The 22,074-nt window shown below is 64.2% G+C and carries 21 protein-coding genes and 1 tRNA gene; 17 read left to right on the forward strand and 5 right to left on the reverse strand.

Going from position 1 to position 22,074, the window contains the following annotated elements; genetic code table 11:
- Positions 1–97 precede the first annotated feature (97 nt).
- Together hcp and RBR52_RS06235 are read left to right on the forward strand one after the other, a co-directional pair.
- Positions 98–1,687, forward strand: coding sequence for a hydroxylamine reductase (gene hcp, locus RBR52_RS06230; protein ID WP_320376334.1), 1,590 nt, complete (start codon positions 98–100; stop codon positions 1,685–1,687).
- Positions 1,688–1,901: 214 nt separating this feature from the next.
- Positions 1,902–2,936 carry a 2Fe-2S iron-sulfur cluster binding domain-containing protein gene (locus RBR52_RS06235; RefSeq protein ID WP_320376335.1) on the forward strand — a complete coding sequence of 345 codons (1,035 nt, stop codon included), beginning with the start codon at positions 1,902–1,904 and terminating at the stop codon, positions 2,934–2,936.
- Between the two features lie 6 nt (positions 2,937–2,942).
- Here the strand turns inward: RBR52_RS06235 and RBR52_RS06240 are convergent, their stop codons facing one another.
- From RBR52_RS06240 to RBR52_RS06250, 3 genes are all read right to left on the reverse strand, one after another.
- The gene (locus RBR52_RS06240) at positions 2,943–3,914 is read right to left on the reverse strand and encodes a TerC family protein (RefSeq protein WP_320376336.1); all 972 of its coding nucleotides are present in this window, start codon (positions 3,912–3,914) and stop codon (positions 2,943–2,945) included.
- Between the two features lie 94 nt (positions 3,915–4,008).
- Positions 4,009–4,350 (reverse strand): zf-TFIIB domain-containing protein, encoded by a 342-nt coding sequence (locus RBR52_RS06245; RefSeq protein WP_320376337.1) that lies wholly within the window; start codon positions 4,348–4,350, stop codon positions 4,009–4,011.
- 10 nt (positions 4,351–4,360) lie between these two features.
- Positions 4,361–5,062 (reverse strand): Bax inhibitor-1/YccA family protein, encoded by a 702-nt coding sequence (locus RBR52_RS06250; protein ID WP_320376338.1) that lies wholly within the window; start codon positions 5,060–5,062, stop codon positions 4,361–4,363.
- Between the two features lie 125 nt (positions 5,063–5,187).
- Here RBR52_RS06250 and nhaR point away from each other — a divergent pair, with 125 nt between their 5' ends.
- The gene (gene nhaR, locus RBR52_RS06255; protein ID WP_320376339.1) at positions 5,188–6,081 is read left to right on the forward strand and encodes a transcriptional activator NhaR; all 894 of its coding nucleotides are present in this window, start codon (positions 5,188–5,190) and stop codon (positions 6,079–6,081) included.
- Between the two features lie 12 nt (positions 6,082–6,093).
- Here the strand turns inward: nhaR and RBR52_RS06260 are convergent, their stop codons facing one another.
- Positions 6,094–6,603, reverse strand: a complete 510-nt coding sequence (locus RBR52_RS06260; protein ID WP_320376340.1) for a DUF1269 domain-containing protein — start codon at positions 6,601–6,603, stop codon at positions 6,094–6,096.
- A 238-nt stretch (positions 6,604–6,841) separates the two neighbouring features.
- Here RBR52_RS06260 and icmF point away from each other — a divergent pair, with 238 nt between their 5' ends.
- The 3 genes from icmF (at position 6,842) to RBR52_RS06275 (ending at position 12,239) form a co-directional block, all read left to right on the forward strand.
- Positions 6,842–10,165: a fused isobutyryl-CoA mutase/GTPase IcmF gene (icmF, locus tag RBR52_RS06265; RefSeq protein WP_320376341.1), complete on the forward strand. Its 3,324-nt coding sequence runs from the start codon at positions 6,842–6,844 to the stop codon at positions 10,163–10,165.
- A 269-nt stretch (positions 10,166–10,434) separates the two neighbouring features.
- On the forward strand, positions 10,435–11,340 hold the full coding sequence (locus tag RBR52_RS06270) for a DMT family transporter (RefSeq protein ID WP_320376342.1): 906 nt from the start codon (positions 10,435–10,437) through the stop codon (positions 11,338–11,340).
- Between the two features lie 56 nt (positions 11,341–11,396).
- The gene (locus tag RBR52_RS06275) at positions 11,397–12,239 is read left to right on the forward strand and encodes a pseudouridine synthase (protein WP_320376343.1); all 843 of its coding nucleotides are present in this window, start codon (positions 11,397–11,399) and stop codon (positions 12,237–12,239) included.
- A gap of 25 nt (positions 12,240–12,264) precedes the next feature.
- Here the strand turns inward: RBR52_RS06275 and RBR52_RS06280 are convergent, their stop codons facing one another.
- Entirely contained in the window at positions 12,265–12,627 is a 363-nt protein-coding gene (locus RBR52_RS06280) for a carboxymuconolactone decarboxylase family protein (RefSeq protein ID WP_320376344.1), read from the reverse strand.
- Between the two features lie 198 nt (positions 12,628–12,825).
- On the opposite strand from RBR52_RS06280, the gene RBR52_RS06285 reads away from it, so the two are divergent.
- The 11 genes from RBR52_RS06285 (at position 12,826) to RBR52_RS06335 (ending at position 21,984) form a co-directional block, all read left to right on the forward strand.
- On the forward strand, positions 12,826–14,679 hold the full coding sequence (locus RBR52_RS06285) for a pyruvate kinase (RefSeq protein WP_320376345.1): 1,854 nt from the start codon (positions 12,826–12,828) through the stop codon (positions 14,677–14,679).
- 214 nt (positions 14,680–14,893) lie between these two features.
- On the forward strand, positions 14,894–15,475 hold the full coding sequence (gene petA, locus RBR52_RS06290) for a ubiquinol-cytochrome c reductase iron-sulfur subunit (protein WP_320376346.1): 582 nt from the start codon (positions 14,894–14,896) through the stop codon (positions 15,473–15,475).
- 52 nt (positions 15,476–15,527) lie between these two features.
- On the forward strand, positions 15,528–16,931 hold the full coding sequence (locus tag RBR52_RS06295) for a cytochrome b N-terminal domain-containing protein (protein ID WP_320376347.1): 1,404 nt from the start codon (positions 15,528–15,530) through the stop codon (positions 16,929–16,931).
- Positions 16,931–17,725, forward strand: a complete 795-nt coding sequence (locus RBR52_RS06300; RefSeq protein ID WP_320376348.1) for a cytochrome c1 — start codon at positions 16,931–16,933, stop codon at positions 17,723–17,725. The genes RBR52_RS06295 and RBR52_RS06300 overlap by 1 nt, the downstream gene beginning before the upstream one ends.
- A 192-nt stretch (positions 17,726–17,917) precedes the next feature.
- Positions 17,918–18,529: a glutathione S-transferase N-terminal domain-containing protein gene (locus tag RBR52_RS06305; protein ID WP_320376349.1), complete on the forward strand. Its 612-nt coding sequence runs from the start codon at positions 17,918–17,920 to the stop codon at positions 18,527–18,529.
- The gene (locus tag RBR52_RS06310; protein WP_320376350.1) at positions 18,529–19,050 is read left to right on the forward strand and encodes a ClpXP protease specificity-enhancing factor; all 522 of its coding nucleotides are present in this window, start codon (positions 18,529–18,531) and stop codon (positions 19,048–19,050) included. Before RBR52_RS06305 ends, RBR52_RS06310 begins: the two co-directional genes overlap by 1 nt.
- A 63-nt stretch (positions 19,051–19,113) precedes the next feature.
- Positions 19,114–19,189: transfer RNA gene (locus RBR52_RS06315), tRNA-Thr, on the forward strand.
- A 140-nt stretch (positions 19,190–19,329) separates the two neighbouring features.
- A complete protein-coding gene (locus RBR52_RS06320; RefSeq protein ID WP_320376351.1) occupies positions 19,330–19,728 on the forward strand; it encodes an HPF/RaiA family ribosome-associated protein in 399 nt (132 codons plus the stop codon).
- Positions 19,729–19,772: 44 nt separating this feature from the next.
- Positions 19,773–20,258, forward strand: a complete 486-nt coding sequence (locus tag RBR52_RS06325; protein WP_320376352.1) for a histidine phosphatase family protein — start codon at positions 19,773–19,775, stop codon at positions 20,256–20,258.
- A gap of 2 nt (positions 20,259–20,260) precedes the next feature.
- On the forward strand, positions 20,261–21,241 hold the full coding sequence (locus RBR52_RS06330; RefSeq protein WP_320376353.1) for a L,D-transpeptidase family protein: 981 nt from the start codon (positions 20,261–20,263) through the stop codon (positions 21,239–21,241).
- A 176-nt stretch (positions 21,242–21,417) separates the two neighbouring features.
- Positions 21,418–21,984, forward strand: coding sequence for a YcbK family protein (locus RBR52_RS06335; protein WP_320376354.1), 567 nt, complete (start codon positions 21,418–21,420; stop codon positions 21,982–21,984).
- Positions 21,985–22,074: the final 90 nt, after the last annotated feature.

Consider the following 22,074-nt stretch of genomic DNA (forward strand, 5'->3'; position numbering starts at 1 on the left):
GCTGCCCACCTGGCCCAACAGCCGTCTGGACGAATTGCTGCCGCACAACTGGGCGAAAACCAACACCCCTGCCGTCAGCACCTGACCTTCACTTCGGGTGTCAAGAGGGGATGGCTGCACGCTTACGCAGGATCTGCTGATCTACCAGATCAAGGGCATCGCCCAGTACGCCAAACGCGCCCGCGCGCTGGGCTGGACCGATCCTGCGGTGGATCGCTTCATGCTCTACGGCCTGTTCACCACTCTGACCAACGTCAACTTCAACACCGCGCGCTTCGGCAAACTCATCCAGGAAGCCGCCGCCACGCGCGACCGCGTGCGTGACGCCTATGTCGCCGCAGCACGCAGCAAGGGCCAGGCGCCCGAAACCCTCGAAGGCCCGGCCAGCTTCGTGCCCGCCGCCTCGCTCGACGCCGTGCTGGAGCAGGCTGCGCTGGGCGGCGTGAAAGTGGGCGAAGGCGAGGTCGGCGAAGACGCCAACGGTCTGCGCGTGCTCATTCTCTACGGCATGAAAGGGGTGGCCGCCTACGCCTACCACGCCCGCATGCTGGGCCAGCAGCGCGACAGCGTGGACGCCAAGGCGGAAGACCTGCTCGACTATCTCGCCAGCAACCCGGCCGACATCGGCGACCTGCTGGAACACGCGCTGGAAGTCGGACGGCTGAATCTGGAAGTCATGGAAATGCTCGACGCGGCGAACACCGGCACGTTCGGTGCGCAGCAGATCACGCAGGTACGCACCACGCCGGTCAAAGGCAAGGCCATTCTGGTCAGCGGCCACGACCTGCACGACCTGCAATTGCTGCTGGAGCAAACGCAGGGCCTGGGCATCAACGTCTATACCCACGGCGAAATGCTGCCCGCGCATGCCTACCCCAAGCTCAAGGCCTACCCGCATCTGGTGGGCAACTACGGCGGCGCCTGGCAGGATCAGCAAGCCGAGTTCGCCAACTTTCCCGGCCCGGTCATCGTCACCTCCAACTGCATCATCGAGCCCGACCGCAGCTACAAGAACCGCGTGTTCACCACCGGCCCGGTGGGCTGGCCCGGCGTGCGGCACATCGAAGGCGGCGACTTTTCCGCTGTGATTCAGGCGGCCAAGGCCACGCCCGGATTCGGCGAAGACGCGCCCGAGAAGTTCATCACCGTGGGTTTCGGCCGCCACACCCTGATGGGCGTGGCCGATCAGGTGGCAGGTGCGGTCAAGAGCGGCGCCATCCGCCATTTCTTCCTCGTCGGCGGCTGTGATGGCGCCTCGCCCAAACGCCAATATTTCACCGACGTGGCCAAGGAAGCACCGAGCGACAGCGTCATCCTCACCCTGGGCTGCGGCAAATACCGCGTGAACCGCGAAGAGTACGGCGACATCGGCGGCATTCCGCGCCTGCTCGACGTGGGCCAGTGCAACGACGCGCACTCGGCCATCCAGATCGCCGGGGCGCTGGCCAAGGCGTTCGACTGCGGGCTGAACGATCTGCCGCTGTCCTACATGATCTCGTGGATGGAGCAGAAGGCCACGGCCATTTTCCTGTCCATGCTGGCGCTCGATCTCAAGGGCATCCACCTCGGCCCCACGCTGCCCGGCTATCTCACGCCCAATCTGATCGCCGTGCTGCAGGAGCGCTATGACGTGCGCCCGATCGGCGACGCCCGCGCCGACGTGGCCGCGGCCCTGCAAGCCGCCTGATCTGGCCCCGCCGCCCCTGCGCGCGCCGGGGCGCCCTCAGGAATTTCTGCCAGCAAGAAATTAGCGATAGGCCTTCAGGCCTGTCGGTCAAATGTGTTTTGGAAGGGGTTTGCATCTCCTGCCAAAACGGTCACCGAAACCTCGGCCTTCAGGCCGAGGTCTGCGGCTCCCACCGCCCTGAAGGGCGGGGTTCCAAACCGAAGTCAGTTCTACGATGAACGATTACGCCATCTCCCTCGAAACCCGCGACGGCAAGACCTTCGCGTTTCACTGCAACCCCCAGGAAAGCCTGCTCGAAGCCGCTTTACGGCAGGACATCCTGCTGCCCGCCAACTGCCGCAGCGGGTCTTGCGGGTCGTGCGTCGCCCAGGTCGAATCCGGGCTGGTGCAACTGACCGAAGTCTCCGCCAGCGTGCTGGGTGAGGCCCAGCGCGCGCAGGGCCAGGTGCTGCTGTGCCGCAGCTACGCCGAGTCCGACGTGCGCCTGAGCGCGCCCTACCCTTCCGACAAAGTGCGGCTGCAGCAGATCATCGTGCGCCCGGCCGTCATCGACCGTCTGGAGCCGCTGGCGCAAGACACCCTCGGCCTCTGGCTGCAACTGCAGCCGCATGACACCCTAGGCGCAGGCGCCGAGTTCGAGCCCGGCCAATATATGGAACTGCGCGTGCCCGGAACCGATCAGTGGCGCCCCTTCTCCATCGCCAGCATTCCCAACTGGGACGGCGCGCTGCAGTTCGTCATCACCCTGCGCCCGGAAGGTTTACTCTCCGAGCATCTGCGTCAGCAGGCGAAGGTGGGCCAGACGCTGGAAGTGCGCGGGCCGTTCGGCGCGTTCAATCTGCAGGAAACCGGCCGCGCGCGCTGGTTCATCGCGGGCGGCAGCGGCCTCGCGCCCGAACTCTCGATGCTGCGCCGCATGGCCGACTGGGGCGACGACACCCCGGCGCGGCTTTACTTCGGCGTGCGGCACGATGCCAGCCTGTTTCTGCGCGATGAAATCGAGGCGCTCAAGGCGCAACTGCCTGCTCTGGAAGTGCATCTGTGCGTCTCCCGCCCTGGGCCACAGTGGCCCGGGCCCGCCCGCAATATCGTCGAGGCCTTCCGCGCCGATCTGGCACAGGCCGCGCGCAAACCCGACGTCTATGTCTGCGGCTCGGACCGGCTGGTCGCGGGCATCCGCGATGCGGCGCGTGATCTCGGCCTGCCCGAACAGCAACTCTTCGGCGAGTCTTACGGCGCGATGGCGTAGAGCCTTTCACCGGGCCTGCGCCGCCTCGCCTCGCGTCTTCCACAGCGAGAACAGCACGCCCGCTCCCAGCAAGCCGAAGGTCACGCTCAGGCTGATCGCCGAAGGAATCTTGCCGACCAGCTCGGCCGCAATGATCTTGCCGCCGATGAACACCAGCACCAGCGCCAGTGCATATTTCAAATACGCGAAACGGTGCAGGATGGCGGCCAGCGCGAAATACAGCGCGCGCAGGCCGAGTATGGCAAAGATATTGCTCGTATAGACCACGAAGGGGTCGGACGTGACGGCGAACACCGCGGGCACGCTGTCCACCGCAAACACCAGATCGGCCAGCTCCACCGTGACCAGGGCCATGAACAGCGGTGTGACGATGCGGCGCATCCGCCCGCTGGCGTCAGGCTGCTTCACCCAGAAGGCCTTGCCGTGCAGCCGTTCGGTCACCGGCACCACGCGGCGGATGAGGCGCAGCACCGGGTTGCGCATCGGATCGGGAGCATGGTCGGCGGCCCACAGCATCTTGATACCGGTGTAGATCAGGAAGGCGGCGAACAGGTAGAGCACCCAGTGGAATTCCTGCACCAGCGTCGCGCCTGCGCCGATGAGCAGGGCGCGCAGCACGATCACCCCCAGAATGCCCCAGAACAGCACCCGGTGCTGCAAGGCGCGCGGCACGGCAAAGGCCGTGAATACCAGCGAAATCACGAATACGTTGTCGAGCGACAGACTTTTTTCCACCGCATAGGCGGTGAAATAGTCCATACCCTGCTGCGCGCCCACCTGCCACCACAGCCAGCCGCCAAAGGCCACCGCCACGGCGATATAGCCGGCTGACAGCCACAGGCTTTCGCTCACGCTGATCTCGCTGCCCTCGCGGTGCAGCACCCCGAGATCGAGCGCCAGCAGGGTGACGACCACGCCGCCGAACACCAGCCAGAGCCACACGGCATAACCGAGAAACGAAGTGTTCAGAAAGTCCATGATCGAGCGAAAGATGCGTTAGAAAGGGCGTTAGAAAGGGCGTAAAAAAGGGGGCCGCAGCCCCCAAGGAATGACACGGCAGGAGCGCGATGTGTCAATCGAAATCGAACAGATCGGACAGCAGCGACTTGCGCTTTTTGTAGGGCTGCTGGCCGTAGCGCGGGTCGTAAGAACGCTGGCGGAAATCGCTGTCCTCGAAATCCGGCGGGCGGGCCGATGAGGGATAGGGTTGCGGATAGCTCGGCTGGGAGACCGCGGGCTGGGGCGGGGTAGCCCGCGGGCTAGTGGCCTGTTCCGCCGCCGCGGCGCGATCGATGATTTTGTCGAGCTCGCCGCGGTCGAGCCACACGCCACGGCATTTCGGGCAGTAGTCGATCTCGATGCCGTGACGCTCGGCCATCACCAAGAGGGTCTCCACACAGTGCGGGCATTTCATCGCGCTCACCTTACTCGTCGCTGCCCATGAAGCCGAGCAACTGCAGCAGGCTGGTGAACAGATTGAAAATGCTCACGAACAGACTCACCGTGGCCAGGATGTAGTTGGTCTCGCCACCCTGCACGATGCGGCTGGTCTCGAACAGGATCATGCCGGACATCAACAGCACCACCGCCGCCGACACCGTAAGCGACAGCGCGGGCATCTGGAAGAACACCGCCGCCAGACCGGCCAGCAGCGCCACGATCATGCCGGCAAACAGAAAGCCGCCCATGAAGCTGAAATCGCGCTTGCTGCTCAGTACCCAGGCCGACAGGCCGAAGAAAATCAGCGCCGTGCCGCCGAAGGCCATGGCCACGATCTCGCCGCCGCCCTGCATCGCCAGGTAATGATTGACGATGGGGCCGAGCGTATAGCCCATGAAGCCCGTGAGCGCGAACACCGCGCCCAGACCCCAGGCGCTGTGGCTCAGCTTGTAAGTGGCGAACAGCAGGCCGAAGTAGCCTACCAGCGTGAGGATGATGCCGGGATGCGGCAGCTTGAGCGCGGCGCTTGCAGCGGCCATCGCCGCGCTGAAAGTCAGCGTCAGCGCCAGCAAGGCATAGGTGTTGCGCAGCACGCGGTGCGCGGGAATGGAAGCGGATCGAGGAGCGGCAGCAGTGCCGGTGGAATACACCACGGCGCTCTTGCCCCAGGCATTGCTCTCGTTCATACGAAACTCCCTAAAGAAGAGTAGAGGAAAGATGACGCAAACTATAGGGGCGATGTCGTTTCGCGTAAATTCGTATTTTTGACTTTTTCATTTCGATTTTTTCGAATCGAATGGAGATCGCTGCAATGAATTTCAAGCACCTGCACTACTTTTGGGTCACCGCCAAGACGGGCGGCATCGTGCGCGCAGGCAAACAGTTGCACCTCACCCCGCAAACCCTCAGCGGGCAGATCAAGCTGCTGGAAGAACACTTCGGCAAGCGGCTGCTGCGCAAGAGTGGCCGCCATCTGGAACTCACCGAAGCGGGCCAACTGGCGCTGCGCTACGCCGAAGAAATCTTCACCCTGGGCGCCGAACTGGAGGCCGCACTGCAGCACGACCAGCCCGCGCGCCCCACCGCGCCGCTGCGCATCGGCATCACCGACGCCGTGCCCAAGGCGATCGCCTACCGCCTGATCGAACCCGCGCTGCAAGGCGGCGAGTCGCCCCGGCTGGTGTGCGAAGAAGGCGAAATGGACGATCTGCTGGCCGATCTGGCGGTGCACCGGCTCGATCTGGTGATTGCCGATGCGCCGCTGCCCGCGCACGTGAATGTGCGCGCCTTCAACCACCGGCTTGGCCGCACCACGCTGAGTTTCTACGCCAAGGCGTCGCTGCTGGAGCGCGCCACGCAGCCGTTTCCGCAATGCCTGGCGGAACTGCCGCTGCTGCTGCCCGCGACCTCATCGGCCGTGCGCGGGCAGATCGATCAATGGCTGGGACAGCACAAGATCGCCGCCCACATCGCCGGCGAATTCGAGGACGGCGCGCTGATGACCGCCTTCGGCCGCGAGGGACGAGGCGCGTTTGCCGCACCCAGCGTGCTGCAGGACGACATCGCGCGCGAGCTCGGCGTGGTGCTGCTCGGCCATTGCGCCGACATGCACCAGGAGTTCTACGCCATCTCGGTCGAGCGACGCATCACCCACCCCGGCGTGGCGCAGATCACCCGCGTGGCAAAAGACCTGCTGGGCGACTGAACCGTTGACGGATCAGGGAAAAACCGGAATGTCCTGATCCATCCCTTCCGAGGCCACATTCGGGCAGCAGTCCTTCATGCGATCCATGACGGGCTGCACCTGCTCGGGCGCCACATCGGCCATGACCAGCACCTCGCCCGAGGCGATCGCTTCCTTGAAGCGTGCCAGCCGGGTGCTGTCCACGCTCACCCCGACCATGCTGCTGGCCCAACTGCCGACCAGCGCGCCCGCTGCCGCCAAGGCAATGACAATGCCGCCCGCAGGAATGATCGCCATGCCCGGCAGCGCCACGGCCACCAGCCCGGCAATGAGCCCCGTGGCGCCACCGGCGGCGGCGCCCCGTTCGATGGCGGGAATCAGATCGGAGCGCTGCGCCACGCCCGCCTCGGGCAGATCGCCCAGCGGCGTGCCCTCGCGGGCGAGCACATGGATGTGCTTGTCGGGAATGCGGGCCAGCAGCAGGCCGTCGACCAAAGCGTGCGCGCTGGGCACATCCGGCGCGAGAAAAAAGAGTCTGCGCATCACTGTCTCCTGATCAATCTCCCCCGCACCCAGGACACAAATGTCTCGGTTGAGCTGGAGCCAGTGCAAGCGTAGACGTGAAACGTCAAAACAGGCTTAGGGTTTTGACGGAATTGCCGATCTGCACCGTAAACAGATATGACCGCAACGCAGCCGTAGATCGGCTACATTTCGAATTGACGTAAACGTCAATTCATCAAGCTGCCGCGCCACGTACGCGGCTGAGAAGGAGACAGCGATGACCGATCTATCCGAGGCCAAGGTTCTGGCCGCCTACCGCTCGCAGCAGCGGCTGCGTTTTGTCACAGCGGCCTCGCTGTTCGACGGCCACGATGCGGCGATCAACATCATGCGGCGCATTCTCATCAGCATGGGCGCCGAGGTCATTCATCTGGGCCACAACCGTTCGGTGGACGAGATCGTCACCGCGGCGATTCAGGAAGACGCGCACGGCATCGCCATTTCCAGCTATCAGGGCGGGCATATGGAATTTTTCCGCTACATGATCGACCGGCTGCGCGAGCAGGGCGCGGGGCATGTTCAGGTGTTCGGCGGCGGCGGCGGGGTGATCGTGCCCGAAGAGATCGAGGCGCTGCAGCAGTACGGCGTGGCCCGCATCTACAGCCCGGAAGATGGTCAGCGGCTGGGGCTGCAAGGCATGATCGGCGACATGCTGCAACGCGCTGACCGCCCCCTGCCCGCGCTGGACGCGCAGCAGGCGCTCTCCACGCTGCACACCTCCCCCTCCACGCTCGCACGGCTGATCTCGCAGATCGAAAATGGCGCAGCCGACGCGGCGCTGATGCACCGTCTGCACCAACAGGCTGAAAGCGCGCAGGGCGTGGTGCTGGGCATCACCGGCACGGGCGGCGCGGGCAAGAGCAGCCTGGTGGACGAGTTGATTCGTCGCACCCGGCTCGATCAGAACGATGCGCTGCGCATCGCCGTCATCAGCATCGACCCGTCGCGGCGCAAGAGCGGCGGCGCGCTGCTGGGCGACCGCATCCGCATGAACGCCATCGGGCCTTGGGGCGGCAGACGGGAAGAACGATCCCCCGCCGCGCCAGCGGCAAGCGTGGGGGCTCACATCTTCATGCGTAGTCTGGCCACCCGGGAAGCGGGCAGCGAAATCAGCCAGGCGCTGCCGGACGTGATCGCCGCGTGCAAGGCGGCGGGCTTCGATCTCATCATGGTCGAGACCTCGGGCATCGGCCAGGGCGACGCGGCCATCGTGCCGCACGCCGATGCGACGCTGTACGTCATGACGCCGGAGTTCGGCGCGGCCAGCCAGTTGGAAAAGATCGACATGCTCGACTTCGCCGACTTTGTCGCCATCAACAAGTTCGACCGCAAGGGGGCGATGGACGCGCTGCGCGACGTGGCCAAGCAGCTGCAGCGCAACCGCGAAGCCTGGACCACCCGGCCGGAAGACCTTCCCGTGTTCGGCACCATGGCCGCGCGCTTCAACGATGACGGCGTGACGGCGCTGTATCAAGCGATCAAAGCCCGGCTGACCGAGCATGGGCTGAAATTCGCCGAAGGGCGGCTGCCTATTGTGGCCACCCGCCACAGCACGCATCAGACCCCCATCGTGCCCGCCGCGCGCAGCCGGTATCTGGCGGAAATCGCCGACACCGTGCGCGACTATCACCGCCAGGTGCAAGCGCAATCGACGCTGGCGCGCGAAGCGCAGCAGTTGCGCGCAAGCGCCCGCATGCTGCACGCGGCCAACCCGGCCAAGGTCGCCGCGGTGCAGGCCGTGACCGATCTGGCCGAGCAGCGCGAAGCCGCGATGCTGCCCGCGGCGCGCAAGCTGCTGGCGATGTGGCCCGACATGCAGCGCGCCTACGCCGGCGACGAATACGTGGTGAGAATCCGCGACAAGGAAATCCGCACTGCGCTCACGCACACCACGCTGTCGGGCACGCGCATCCGCAAGGTGGTGCTGCCCACGTATCAGGATCACGGCGAGGTGTTGCGCTGGCTGATGCGCGACAACGTGCCGGGCAGCTTTCCCTACACCGCGGGCACTTTCGCCTTCAAGCGCGAGAACGAAGATCCCACCCGCATGTTCGCGGGCGAAGGCGATGCGTTTCGCACCAACCGGCGCTTCAAGCTGCTGTCCGAAGGCATGCCGGCCAAGCGGCTGTCGACCGCCTTCGATTCGGTCACGCTGTACGGCGCCGACCCCGACCTGCGCCCCGACATCTACGGCAAGGTCGGCAACTCGGGCGTGAGCATCGCCACGCTGGACGATTTGAAGGCGCTGTACGACGGCTTCGACCTGTGCGACCCCGCCACCAGCGTGAGCATGACCATCAACGGCCCGGCGCCCACGATTCTGGCGATGTTCCTCAACGCCGCGATCGACCAGCAGATCGACCGGTTCCGCGCCGACAACGGCCGCGAACCGACCGACGACGAGACGCAAAAAATCCGCGCCTGGGTGCTGGAAAACGTGCGCGGCACGGTGCAGGCCGACATTCTGAAAGAAGACCAGGGACAGAACACCTGCATTTTCTCCACCGAGTTCTCGCTCAAGGTCATGGGCGACATCCAGGAATATTTCGTTCACCACAAGGTGCGCAACTTCTACTCGGTCAGCATCAGCGGCTATCACATCGCCGAGGCCGGGGCGAACCCGATTTCGCAGCTTGCCTTCACCCTGTCCAACGGCTTCACCTTCGTCGAGGCGTATCTGGCACGCGGCATGCATATCGACGATTTCGCGCCCAACCTGAGCTTCTTTTTCAGCAACGGCATGGACCCGGAATACAGCGTGCTCGGCCGCGTGGCGCGGCGCATCTGGGCGGTGGCGATGCGCGACAAATACGGCGCGAACGAGCGCAGCCAGAAACTCAAATACCACGTCCAGACCAGCGGCCGCAGCCTGCATGCGCAGGAAATCGCGTTCAACGACATCCGCACCACGCTGCAGGCGCTGATCGCCATCTACGACAACTGCAACAGCCTGCACACCAACGCCTTTGACGAAGCCATCACCACGCCGACCGAGGAGAGCGTGCGCCGGGCGATGGCCATTCAGCTCATCATCAACCGCGAGTGGGGACTGGCGAAGTGCGAGAACCCGAATCAGGGCGCTTTCGTCATCGAAGAGCTGACCGATCTGGTCGAGGAAGCCGTGCTCAAGGAATTCGAGGCCATCGCCGAGCGCGGCGGGGTGTTGGGGGCGATGGAAACCGGCTACCAGCGCAGCAAGATCCAGGAGGAAAGCCTGCACTACGAAATGCTCAAGCACACCGGCGAGCTGCCCATCATCGGCGTCAACACCTTCCGCAACCCGCATGGCGACGCCACCCCGGCGCATCTCGAACTGGCGCGCTCGACCGAGGAAGAGAAGGAATCGCAACTGCGCCGACTGGCCGATTTTCACCAGCGCCACGCCAACGAAGCGCCCGCGATGCTGCACCGGCTGCAGCAGGCGGTGATCGACAACGCCAATGTGTTCGAGGTGCTGATGGACGCGGTGCGGGTGTGCAGCCTGGGGCAGATCACCACGGCGCTGTTCGAGGTCGGCGGGCAATACCGGCGCAGCATGTAACGACTTATCATCGCCATCCCCCGCTGCGCATTTTTTGGTTTTTCGCGCGGCGGTTTTGTTTTTGCGCCATGACCCCCTCTTCCGCCTCCCTTCGCGCCAGTGCTCATGAGAAAACGCCGGGCCGCCCCAAGTTTTCTCAACCCCCTCGGGGGGCAGCCGCTGCAAAGCAGCGGCTTGGGGGCGCTCATGAGAAAACGCCGGGCCGTCCCAAGTTTTCTCATCCCCCTCGGGGGGCAGCCGCTGCAAAGCAGCGGCTTGGGGGCGCTCTCATGCTGCTGGCCTCGCTCATCTGGGGCACGGCTTTCGTCGCCCAGACCGCGAGCATCGGCACGGTGGGGCCGTTCTACTACACCGGCCTGCGTTTCCTGCTCGGAGCTGCCGTGGTGCTGGCGTTCATGGCCTTGCGCCGCCGTCCCGCCCCCAGCGCGCATCCCGATTCGAATCCACGCAGCCTGCTGCGCGACGGCGGTCTGCTCGGCGTGGTGGTGGCCATCTCCATTTCGATGCAGCAGATCGGGCTGGAGTCGACCACGGTGGCCAACGCCGGGTTCATCAGCTCGCTCTACGTCGTGCTCGTGCCGCTGCTCGGCCTGCTGTGGGGGCGGCGCGTCGGCGTGGGCGTGTGGTTGGGCGCGCTGCTGGCCGCAAGCGGCATGTATTTCTTGAGCGTGCGCCAAGGCTATAGCGTGCGGCATGGCGACTGGCTGGAACTGGGTGGCGCGCTGTTCATCACCGTGCAGTTGCTGCTGCTGGGCCGGGTGGCGCCACGCCACGATCCGCTGCAACTCGCCGTCGTGCAGTTCGTTGTGTGCGGCCTGCTCTGTCTGGTCGCCGGGGTGCTGGTGGAGACCATCAGCCTGGACGCGCTCTGGCGCGGGGCCTGGACCATTTTCTACGGCGGCGCGCTGTCGGTCGGCGTGGCCTACACCCTGCAGGTGGTGGCGCAGCGCCACGCCGTACCCGCGCACGCCGCGGTGATTTTCAGCATGGAAGGCGTGTTCGCCGCGCTTGCGGCCTGGCTGGTGCTGCATCAGTCGCTGGATGCGCGCGCGCTGTTCGGTTGCGCGCTGGTGTTCGGCGGCCTGCTGGTGACGCAACTGCCGCTGCGCGCCCTCGCGAGCGGCTTGTTCACGATGATGCGGCGCGTCCAGCCGGCTCAATCCATTGACCCATGACAACCAAACCGCGCCCCCCATTCGTCTGGCCCGGAAGGCCGCGCGCATCCGAAACCATGACGCGACGCGGCGCACCGATCAAGACGGCGGCCGCGCCCGCTCCGCTGGGCGATGCCGCCGCCGGGGTGCGCCTGTCCAAGCGCATGTCCGAACTCGGCCTGGCCTCGCGGCGCGAAGCGGACGACTGGATCGAACGCGGCTGGGTGCTGCTCGACGGCGCGCCCGCGACGCTCGGCGCCAAGGTCGCCGGGAATCTGGCCGCCTCGCGCATCGTCATCCGCAAGGCCGCGCAACACCGGCAGGCGGCGCAGGTCACCATCCTGCTGCACAAGCCGGTGGGCTATGTCAGCGCACAGGCCGAGCACGGCTACACCCCGGCGGTCGCGCTCATCAAGGCCGAAAACCGCTGGGCCGAATGCGAAGCGCCACAATCTTTTGCACCGGCGCATTTGCGACATCTGGCCGTGGCGGGTCGGCTCGACATCGACTCCACCGGCCTGCTGGTGCTCACGCAGGATGGCCGCATCGCCCGGCAGCTCATCGGTGAAGGCGGCGCAGTGGAGAAGGAATACCTCGTGCGCGTCAGCCTGACCGATGCGCCCGCCCGCAACGGCGGAGAAGAAGACGTGCAGGCCGCCTTTCCCGCAAGCCGCCTCGCCCTGTTGCGCCACGGTCTGGCCCTCGACGGCCAGCCGCTGCGGCCGGCGCAGGTGGAATGGATCAACCCGCAACAGTTGCGCTTCGTGCTGCGCGAGGGCAAGAAGCGCCAGATCCGCCGCATGTGCGAACTCGTCGGACTGCGCGTGACCGGCCTCAAGCGCGTGCGCATCGGCGGCGTGCGCCTAGGCGCATTGCCGCTGGGGCAATGGCGCTATCTGCGTGAAGACGAAGAATTCTGATCTCGCCCCGAGCGTGCCAAGGCGCTCAGGCGCGAACCTGTTCGAACAGATCGAGCGCCTTCTTCACCTCGGCGATATAGGTCATCGCCGGGCCGCCGCCCATGACGATGGCCACCTTGCAGACCTCGACGATCTCGGCGTGGCTCACACCCGCGCGCAGACACTTCTCGACATGGATGCCGATGCAATACACACAGCGCGCGGTGATGGCCATGCCCAGCGCGATGAGCTCCTTGGTCTTGGCGTCGAGCACGCCATCACCCAGCGCCTCGCCCATGAAGGCGCCGAATGCCTTCATCGTGCCCGCGGCCTCGCGGTTCATCATGCCCATGCCCATCTTGTAGTCGCGCATGGACACGTCCATGCCGTTGTGCACCGTATCGTTCATCTCGAATTCCCCCTGTTGAGAGCGCCCCCAGACCTGCCGCTTTCGCGTCAGTCCCCCCGAGGGGGATGAGAAAACTTGGGGCGGCCCGGCGTTTTCTCATGAGGCCATGACTTTGGATCGCGTCCATGACACGCCGATGTCACCAGCACGATTCGTACCTGCCACAACGATGACACGTTGGCGTGGTAACAATCGCGTATGACTACCGCAGCCCCAGCCTCCCCCCGCGAATTGTTCGATGCCGTGTCCGAGTTGCGCCGCGCCGCGCTGGCGTATGAGCAAGCGCATCGGGACCGCATCGACGCCCTGCCGCCGCAGCGCCGGGCCAGCGCCCGCAATCTGCTGCACTACATCGCCGTGCGCCAGGCCGATCTTCGACCGCTGCAAATTCAACTTGCGCAGCTCGGCCTGTCTTCGCTGGGCGTGCTCGAAACGCATGTGCTCGCTGCGCTCGACGCCGTGCTCGACCGTCTCGAAGACCTGCTCGGGCAGACCCGCAGCGACCGTCCGGCGCCGGGCTGCACCTTTGTCGAGGGGCTGCATTTGCTGCAGCACAACACCGTCGATCTGCTCAACCCGCCGCGGCCGCAGCGCGATGTGCGCATCATGGTGACGCTGGCCACCGAAGCCGCAAACGACGCCGCAGCGCTGAGCGCGCTGGTGGAAGCCGGCATGGACGTGGCCCGCATCAACTGCGCGCACGACGACGAGACCGTCTGGAAACGCATGGCCGCACGGGTGCGTGGCACCGAGAGTGCACTGCCGCGCCCGCCCCTGGTGCAGATCGATCTTGCGGGGCCCAAATCGCGCACCGGAGATCTGCTGCCGCAGGGCCGCATCCTGCATCTGCGGCCCAAGCACGATTTACACGGGCGAATCACCGCCCCCGCACTGCTGGCATTGTGGTGTGCGGACGACCCGATGCCGCCCGCTGCCTTGGGGCAAGCCCTGCTGCGCGCTGGCGCGCTGCGCCCGACCTTGCCCGCGCAATTGCCGCCATCCACGCGTCTGCAGGTCACCGATCTGCGCGGGCGCATCAGGCAAGGTCGTCTGCTTTCCCAAGAAGGCGCTCTGTTGGTATTCGCCTTCGAGCGCTCGGCTTATCTGGCTGAAGGCATGCCCTTCACCCTGCACGATGACGGCGCCGAGCTGGGCGCCGGCACATTGCAAGGCGTTCCCGAGGTTCCGGGCGAGCTGCGCCTGTTCGTCGGCGACCCGCTGGTGCTGCTGCGCGAAGACCGCCCCGGCCACCCCGGCCTGCGCGACGAAGACGGTACTTTCGCCACGCCGCCGCAGCTGCACTGCACCCTCGAAGCCGCCTTCACCTCGGCGCGGGCCGGTCAAAGCGTCTGGCTGGACGATGGACGCATCGGCGCCCTCATCGAAGCCAACACGGGCGACACGCTGCAACTGCGCATCACCCATGCCGCCCCCGAAGGCAGCAAGCTCAAGGCGGAAAAGGGTATCAATTTTCCCGACACCCGTTTCGACCTTCCCGCACTCACGGAAAAAGACCGCGAAGACCTCGCCGCGATGGCCCGTGATTTCGATCTGGTCGCCATGTCCTTTCTGCGCAGCCCGCAAGACGTGCGCGACTTGCGCACCGCGCTTTGCGCACTGCAGCGCGACGATGCCGGCGTGGTGCTGAAGATCGAAAACCGCCAGGCCTTCGACCACCTGCCCGCCATCCTCCTCGAAGCGCTGGCGCACCCGCGCCTGGGCGTGATGGTGGCGCGCGGCGATCTCGCGGTGGAGCTGGGGTTCGAGCGCCTGTCCGAAGCACAGGAAGAAATTCTGTGGATGTGCGAAGCCGCCCACCTGCCGGTGATCTGGGCCACGCAGATCCTCGACACCATGGCGCGCAGCGGTCAGCCCTCGCGCCCCGAAGTCAGCGACGCCGCTTTGAGCATCCGCGCCGAATGCGCCATGCTCAACAAGGGGCCGCACATCCTCGAAGCCGTGCGCTTTCTCTCCGGCGTGCTCGAACGCATGGAAGGGCATTACGCCAAGCGCATGACCCTGCGCCGCCCTCTGTCCATCGCCGGACTATAGGTGGACGACCCGACACGACCCCGGCCGAACCCCAGCCGCCAAGCAACGTGGCATGGCCGGTCGAACGGGTTTCACTTTGTTGCACCGCAACACCCGCATGATTGACTTTTGTCAACGACAAAAGCCCAAATCAGTGAGTGCTTATAGAGGGTTCTCCTAATGTCCAAGCGGTACCGCGCAAGGAACAATGCGCCATCTTTCGCGGAGTACGGACATGGATTCAAAGCGTCGCACATGGTTGATTGCAACGGGCTGCGCCGGTTGCGTGGCAGCAGGGGGTGCGGCTGTACCTTTTGTCGATTCGCTGGCGCCTTCGGCCAAGGCGCGCGCCGAGGGCGGGCCGGTGGACGTGGACATCGGCTCGCTGCACCCGGCTGAAAAAATCACCGTGCTGTGGCGCGGCCAGCCGGTGTGGATCCTGCACCGCACCCCGGCCATGCTGGAGTCGCTCAACGAAACCCAGAGCCTGGTGGCCGATCCCGACTCCAAGCGCACCGCCTTTCCCACCCCGGTCTGGGCGCAAACGCAGTGGCGCTCGATCAAGAAGGAGTATCTGGTGGTCGTGGGCATCTGCACCCACCTGGGCTGCTCGCCTGTCGACCGCTTCACGCCAGGGCCGCAACCCTCGCTGCCTTCCGACTGGGACGGCGGCTTTCTCTGCCCTTGCCACGGCTCGATGTTCGATCTGGCCGGCCGCGTGTTCAAGAACATGCCCGCACCCGACAACCTGGTCGTGCCGCCCTATCTGTATGTGACCGATACCAAGGTGCGCATCGGCGAACACGAGCAGGCCTGACCCCGGTCTTCTTCCCGCCGCCCACCCCACAAAACCCACAGGAGACCCCTCGATGGCCGATCAATCGCTGCACGGCGCGCGCGTCGCCCCCGAACACGGCGGGCTGCGCGGCTGGGTGGACAAGCGCTTTCCCTTCTCCTCGCTGTGGAGCGCGCACCTGACCGAGTATTACGCGCCGAAGAATCTGAACTTCTGGTACTACTTCGGCTCGCTGTCCATCGTCGTGCTGGCCATTCAGATCATCAGCGGCATTTTCCTGACGATGAACTACAAGCCCGACGCCGCGCTGGCCTTCGGCTCGGTCGAGTACATCATGCGCGACGTCAACTGGGGCTGGCTGATCCGCTACATCCACTCCACCGGCGCATCGGCGTTTTTCATCGTGGTGTATCTGCACATGTTCCGCGGGCTGATCTACGGCTCCTACCGCACCCCGCGCGAACTGATCTGGATTTTCGGCTGCCTGATCTTTCTGTGCCTGATGGCCGAGGCCTTCTTCGGCTACCTGCTGCCGTGGGGGCAGATGTCGTTCTGGGGTGCGCAGGTCATCGTCAACCTGTTCTCCGCCATTCCCTATATCGGCCCCGATCTGGCGGTGTGGATACGCGGCGACTATGTGGTGAGTGACGTCACGCTGAACCGCTTTTTCGCGTTTCACGTCATCGCCATTCCGCTGCTGCTCATCGGTCTGGTGGGATCGCACATCATCGCCCTGCACCAGGTCGGCTCGAACAACCCCGACGGCGTGGAGATCAAGGACAACAAGGACGGCCGCGGCATTCCGCGCGACGGCGTGGCGTTCCACCCCTACTACACCGTGCACGACCTCTTCGGGCTGTCGGTCTTTCTGATGATTTTCTGCGCCGTGGTGTTCTTTGCCCCGCAGTTCGGCGGCTATTTCCTGGAACACAACAACTTCATCCCCGCCAATCCGCTGAAAACCCCGCCGCACATCGCCCCGGTCTGGTACTTCACGCCGTTCTATTCCATCCTGCGCGCGACGACCAGCAACACCGTGCACATCTGGATGGGCGTGGTGGTGGTGGCCACGCTGTTTGCGCTGTGGCGCAACCGCGGCAAACCCGGTCGCGCCCTGCTGTTTGCCGTGGGCGGCGGCCTGCTGTTCTGGGCGCTGGGCTCGGTGGATGCCAAGTTCTGGGGCGTGGTCAGCATGGGCGGCGCCGTCATCATCTTCCTTTTCCTGCCCTGGCTCGACAGATCGCCGGTCAAGTCGATCCGCTACCGCCCCACCTGGCACCGCGCGATCTACGCCCTGTTCGCCGTCAACTTCATTGTGCTGGGCTACTTCGGCATCCAGCCGCCCTCACCCGTGGCCTACTCCGTGGCGCTGACCTGCACCCTGCTCTATTTCGGCTTCTTTTTCCTCATGCCGTGGTGGAGCCGGCTGGGAAAATTCAAGCCCGTCCCGCAACGCCTGACTTACAAGGCCCACTGATGCCCGCGCCCCTGTCCTCACTCATGCGCCGCCTTGGTCTGGGTTTGCTGCTCGGTCTGACGCTCCAGGGCATCGCCAGCGCCGCCTCGGAACAGCAGGAAATTCCACTCGACCACGCGCCCTATCGCGTCAACAACGTGCTGGCGCTGCAAAAAGGCGCCCGTCTGTTCGTCAACTACTGCATCGGCTGTCACTCCGCCAAATACATGCGGTATGACAGCCTGCGCGGCATCGACCTGACGAAGGATCAGATCGAACACAACCTGATGTTCGGCGATGCCAAAATCGGCGACACCCTGCGCGTGTCCATGACCCCCGCCCAGGCGGAAAAATGGTTCGGCACCGAGCCGCCCGATCTGTCCATCATCACCAAGGCGCTGGCCTCGCACCGCGGCAGCGGTGCAGACTATCTCTACACCTATCTGCGCACTTTCTACCGCGACGACACAAGGCCCACCGGCTGGAACAATCTGGTGTTCCCCGGCGTGGGCATGCCCAACCCGCTGTGGAGGTTGCAGGGCGAGCGCGCCGCCAACTTCCGCATTGCGCCCGACCCCGCCGATCCTGCGGTCAAGCTCAAGACCTTCGTCGGCTACACCCAGCTCACGAAGGGGGCGGAATCGACAACCGAGTATGATTCATCGGTTGCCGACCTCGTCGCCTATATGCAGTGGATGGCCGAACCCGACCAACTGCTCCGCAAGCGCCTGGGCGTCATCGTGCTCATTTTCCTGGGATTGTTCAGCTTCATCACCTGGAAGCTGAAATCCGAATACTGGAAGGATGTCACCTAACTCTGGCCGTCGCCCGCACCCCGGGCGCACCGCCAAACCGTATCGCTGGGGTGGCTAGTGCAGTGTTTCATGCTTGATGGAACAAATAAAACCGATGGATTTGTCGTCAGGGCAAGGCGCGGTTTTATGTTCCAGATAGCGTGAAACACTGCACTAGAGCCGCCCCGTTTCGTCTTTCAGGAGTCTGCATTCATGATGGTGCTCTATTCCGGCACGACGTGCCCGTTTTCGCAGCGTTGCCGCTTCGTGCTGTTCGAAAAAGGCATGGATTTCGAAATCCGTGACGTCGACCTGTTCAACAAACCCGAAGACGTCAGCGTCATGAATCCCTACGGACAGGTGCCCATCCTGGTCGAGCGAGATCTCATCCTGTACGAATCCAACATCATCAACGAATACATCGACGAACGCTTCCCGCACCCGCAACTCATGCCCGGCGATCCGGTCGCCCGCGCCCGCGTGCGCCTGTTCCTGTTCAATTTCGAGAAGGAATTGTTCGTGCACGTCTCGACGCTGGAGTCGCGCGCGACCAAGTCCAACGAAAAGGCCCTGGAGAAAGCCCGCAGCGCCATTCGTGACCGCCTCACCCAGCTCGCGCCCGTGTTCCTGAAAAACAAGTACATGCTGGGCGAAGAATTCTCCATGCTCGATGTGGCCATCGCCCCGCTGCTGTGGCGCCTGGACCATTACGGCATCGATCTGCCCAAGTCGGCCCTTCCGTTGGCCAAGTATGCCGAGCGCATTTTCCAGCGCCCCGCCTACATCGAAGCGCTCACGCCGTCCGAGAAAATCATGCGCAAGTGATGAACAGCGATTCGCAAGACATCGGCTCGACCAAACCCTACCTGATCCGCGCCCTGTACGAATGGTGCACGGACAACGGCCTGACGCCCTACCTGGCCGTGCGCGTCGGACCCGGTGCGCGCGTACCCATGGAATTCGTCAAGAACGGCGAAATCGTGCTGAACATCAGCTTCGACGCCACCAGCGCGCTGAACATCGGCAACGATGAAATTCGCTTCAAGGCACGCTTTGGCGGGGTGGCCAGAGACATTCTGGTGCCCATCGGCCAGGTTACGGCCATCTATGCACGGGAAAACAGCCAAGGCATGGCGTTTCCAGTGGAGACCGATGGCGAATCAGCCGACAGCGGTGAAGCCGGCGATGCGCAGGCAGCCGACGACCAGGGCGCGCCGCCAGCAGCCAGCAGGCCCACCCGCCTGCAACCGGTAAAATCCAATATCTCGGAATCAGAAGACCCCTCGTCAGATCCACCCCCCAGTTCACCCCGCCCTGGCGGAGCACACCTGACTCGCGTGAAGTAATCCGGCAACTTTCAGGTTACAGGTTACAAGTCCTCGCGAAACCCAGCGCCCAACAGCGCCTACGCCGACTTAGCTCAGCCGGTAGAGCAACCGCCTTGTAAGCGGTAGGTCATCCGTTCGATTCGGATAGTCGGCACCAAAAAATCATCAGCAAATCCGCAACTTAAAGAACAGCCTACACTGGCAACGCAGGCTTTTTGTGCTCGGAATGAAAATTCCAGGGAGCGCATTGCCGCTGAATTTCCATTGACCCTATCCCGCAACACAGGAGAAACGCGCATGCAGATCGAACCGAACATCACCTTCCACAACATTCAGCGCAGCGAGGCCGTCGAGGCGAAGATCCTGGAGCGTGTCGGGCGCCTGGACCGGCTGTTCCCCAATCTGACGAGCTGCCGCGTGTTGGTCGAGGCAGAGCACCGCCATCAACATCAGGGTAATCTCTTCCATGTGCGCATCGACGTCACGGCGCCTGGTCACGAACTGGTGGCGAACCGCGCGCCAGACAAGCACCAGGCACACGAAGACGTCTATGTCGCCGTCCGCGACGCCTTCGACGCCATGGATCGGCAGGTGGAAGACCTTGCGCGGATGATGCGCGGCGATGTCAAAAAACATGAATCGGCGCCGCAGCAGCCTGCGCAAGCCGGACTGGAAGAACAAGCGCCGTCCGAATGAGGCGCTGAAACGGTGGCCACATTGAACCGCGGGCAGAAGTCACCGTGAAAAAGCTGTTTCTCATCCGCCATGCCAAATCGTCCTGGGACGATCCGGCGCTCGCCGACTTCGACCGGCCGCTGTCCGAGCGGGGCAGAAAAGATGCAAAAACCATCGGTCAAAGGCTGAAAAAGGCGGGAGTCCTGCCCGATCGGGTCGATTCCAGCCCTGCCAAAAGGGCAAGATCCACCGCGAAGTTCATCTGTGAAGAACTGGGATGCGAAGACAAGCTCGTTTTTGTAGATGGGCTTTATGCGGCCAGATCAGAAGACATGAAACGCATCATCGCCAGCACCCCGGACGACGTCGCCGTGTTGTTTGTTGTCTCGCACAATCCCGGGCTCAACGAACTGGCCCTCGATCTGGTGGGTCATGGCGACAACATCCCCACTGCCGGAGTCCTGGAAATCTGGTTCGACACCGATCGCTGGAGCCGCGTCGACGCGGCAGGCAGGGAACTCAAGAATCGGTATGTCCCGAAAAATTCGTAGCGATGCCACAGCGCGCCGAAAACCGGCTGTTTGATGTGACGCGACATGCCGCACTGATCCTGACTCCGTGGCTGCTGTTCGCTGCGCCAGCGTGTCTGTCGGCGCAGGCGCAGGCGCAGGCATTGGATCATGCCGTCGTGGGCGGACACTCCATTTACTGCGTCCGCGCGGGCGACAGCCTCACGGCAATCAGTGCGCGCTATGGCGCGCCGGCCAGCACCATCGCGCGTCTGAATGGTCTGGACGAGCGCAAACCCATCCATCCCGGGCAATGCCTGCAGATCGACAATCGCCACATCGTCCCCGGAACCCTGGACAACGGCCTGCTGATCAATCTGCCGCAGCGCATGCTTTACCTGTTCGAAGGTGGTGCGCTCGCTGCGGCCTACCCGGTCGGGCTGGGCAGGCCGAGTTGGCCGACCCCGGTCGGCTCCTTCCAGATTGTCGAACTGCGCGAGAACCCGACCTGGCATGTTCCGGTGTCCATCCAGGAAGAGATGCGTCGGGCGGGCAAGGTCGTGCTGACACGCGTGCCGCCGGGTCCGGAGAATCCTCTCGGCAAATTTTGGATCGGACTGAGCATGGCGGGCTACGGGATCCACAGTACCAACGCTCCCCCCAGCGTTTATCATTTCCAGACGCATGGCTGCATCCGGCTTCATCCTGACGATATGCAACAGCTGTTTGCCCGAGTGAGCGTCGGTCTGCGCGGCGAGATCGTCTACCTGCCGGTGCTGCTCGCCGAGCTTGCGGATCACCGCATCGAACTCGAGGTCAATCCAGACATTTACGACAAGAGAATCGACGCCTGGGAGGTTCTCATGGCCCTGGCCGCAGAACACGGCCTGACGGAGCGCATCGACTGGCAGCGCGCCGCCGAAGTGGTCAAGCAGCGAGAGGGACTCGCCAGGCGAATCGACCGGCAGCCGACATCCTCGGCCGACGCGCTGCCGCAAAGCTGGACTTCCCCAGCAAGAAATTAGCGACAGGCCTTCAGGCCTGTCGGTCAAATGTGTTTTGGAAGGGGTTTGCATCCCCTGCCAAAACGGTCACCGAAACCTCGGCCTTCAGGCCGAGGTCTGTAGCTCCCACCGCCCTGAAGGGCGGGGTTTCAAACCGAAGTCAGTTCTACAATGAACCTTGACAAAGGAGCGCCCCATTGAAGAGCCCGTCTTCCCACTCCCGCCGCCGTTTTCTCGCGGTCGGGGCCACGACCCTGGCTGCAGGGCTCGGCTGCGTTGCCACGTCCGCCATCGCCGGCCCGGCCTGGACAGCGCCACGTTCAATCGCCTTCGACAACCTGCACACAGGCGAGAGCATCCGGACGGTCTATTGGGCGAACGGGCGGTATGTTCCCGAATCGCTCGCCGAAATCGACCGCGTGCTGCGCGACTTCCGCACCAACGAAACCAAGGCCATCGCCCCCAAACTGCTGGACGTGCTGCACAGCATCGCCGAGCGGCTGGGAACGAATCGCCCCATCGAGTTGATCTCCGGGTATCGGTCTCCAGCCACGAATGCCGTTCTGCATGCACGAAGCCCGGGTGTCGCCAGGCACAGCCTTCACATGGACGGCATGGCCGCCGATATCCGCATTCCAGGCCACGATCTTGCGCAATTGCGCGATGCGGCGCTGTCGCTCCAGGCAGGCGGTGTCGGCTTTTATCCCCGATCCGATTTCGTTCACGTGGACATCGGGCGCATCCGCCACTGGAGTGGCGTCTAGAAATCTGTCGGACTGGGGCGTCGATCCACTTCGAGGGTCGGCACCACTTTTTTTAAGCCTCCTGAGAGGGTGTAGACGAAAACAACATCT

The sequence above is a fragment of the Thiomonas sp. genome (assembly GCF_034007205.1).
GTDB lineage: Bacteria > Pseudomonadota > Gammaproteobacteria > Burkholderiales > Burkholderiaceae_C > Thiomonas.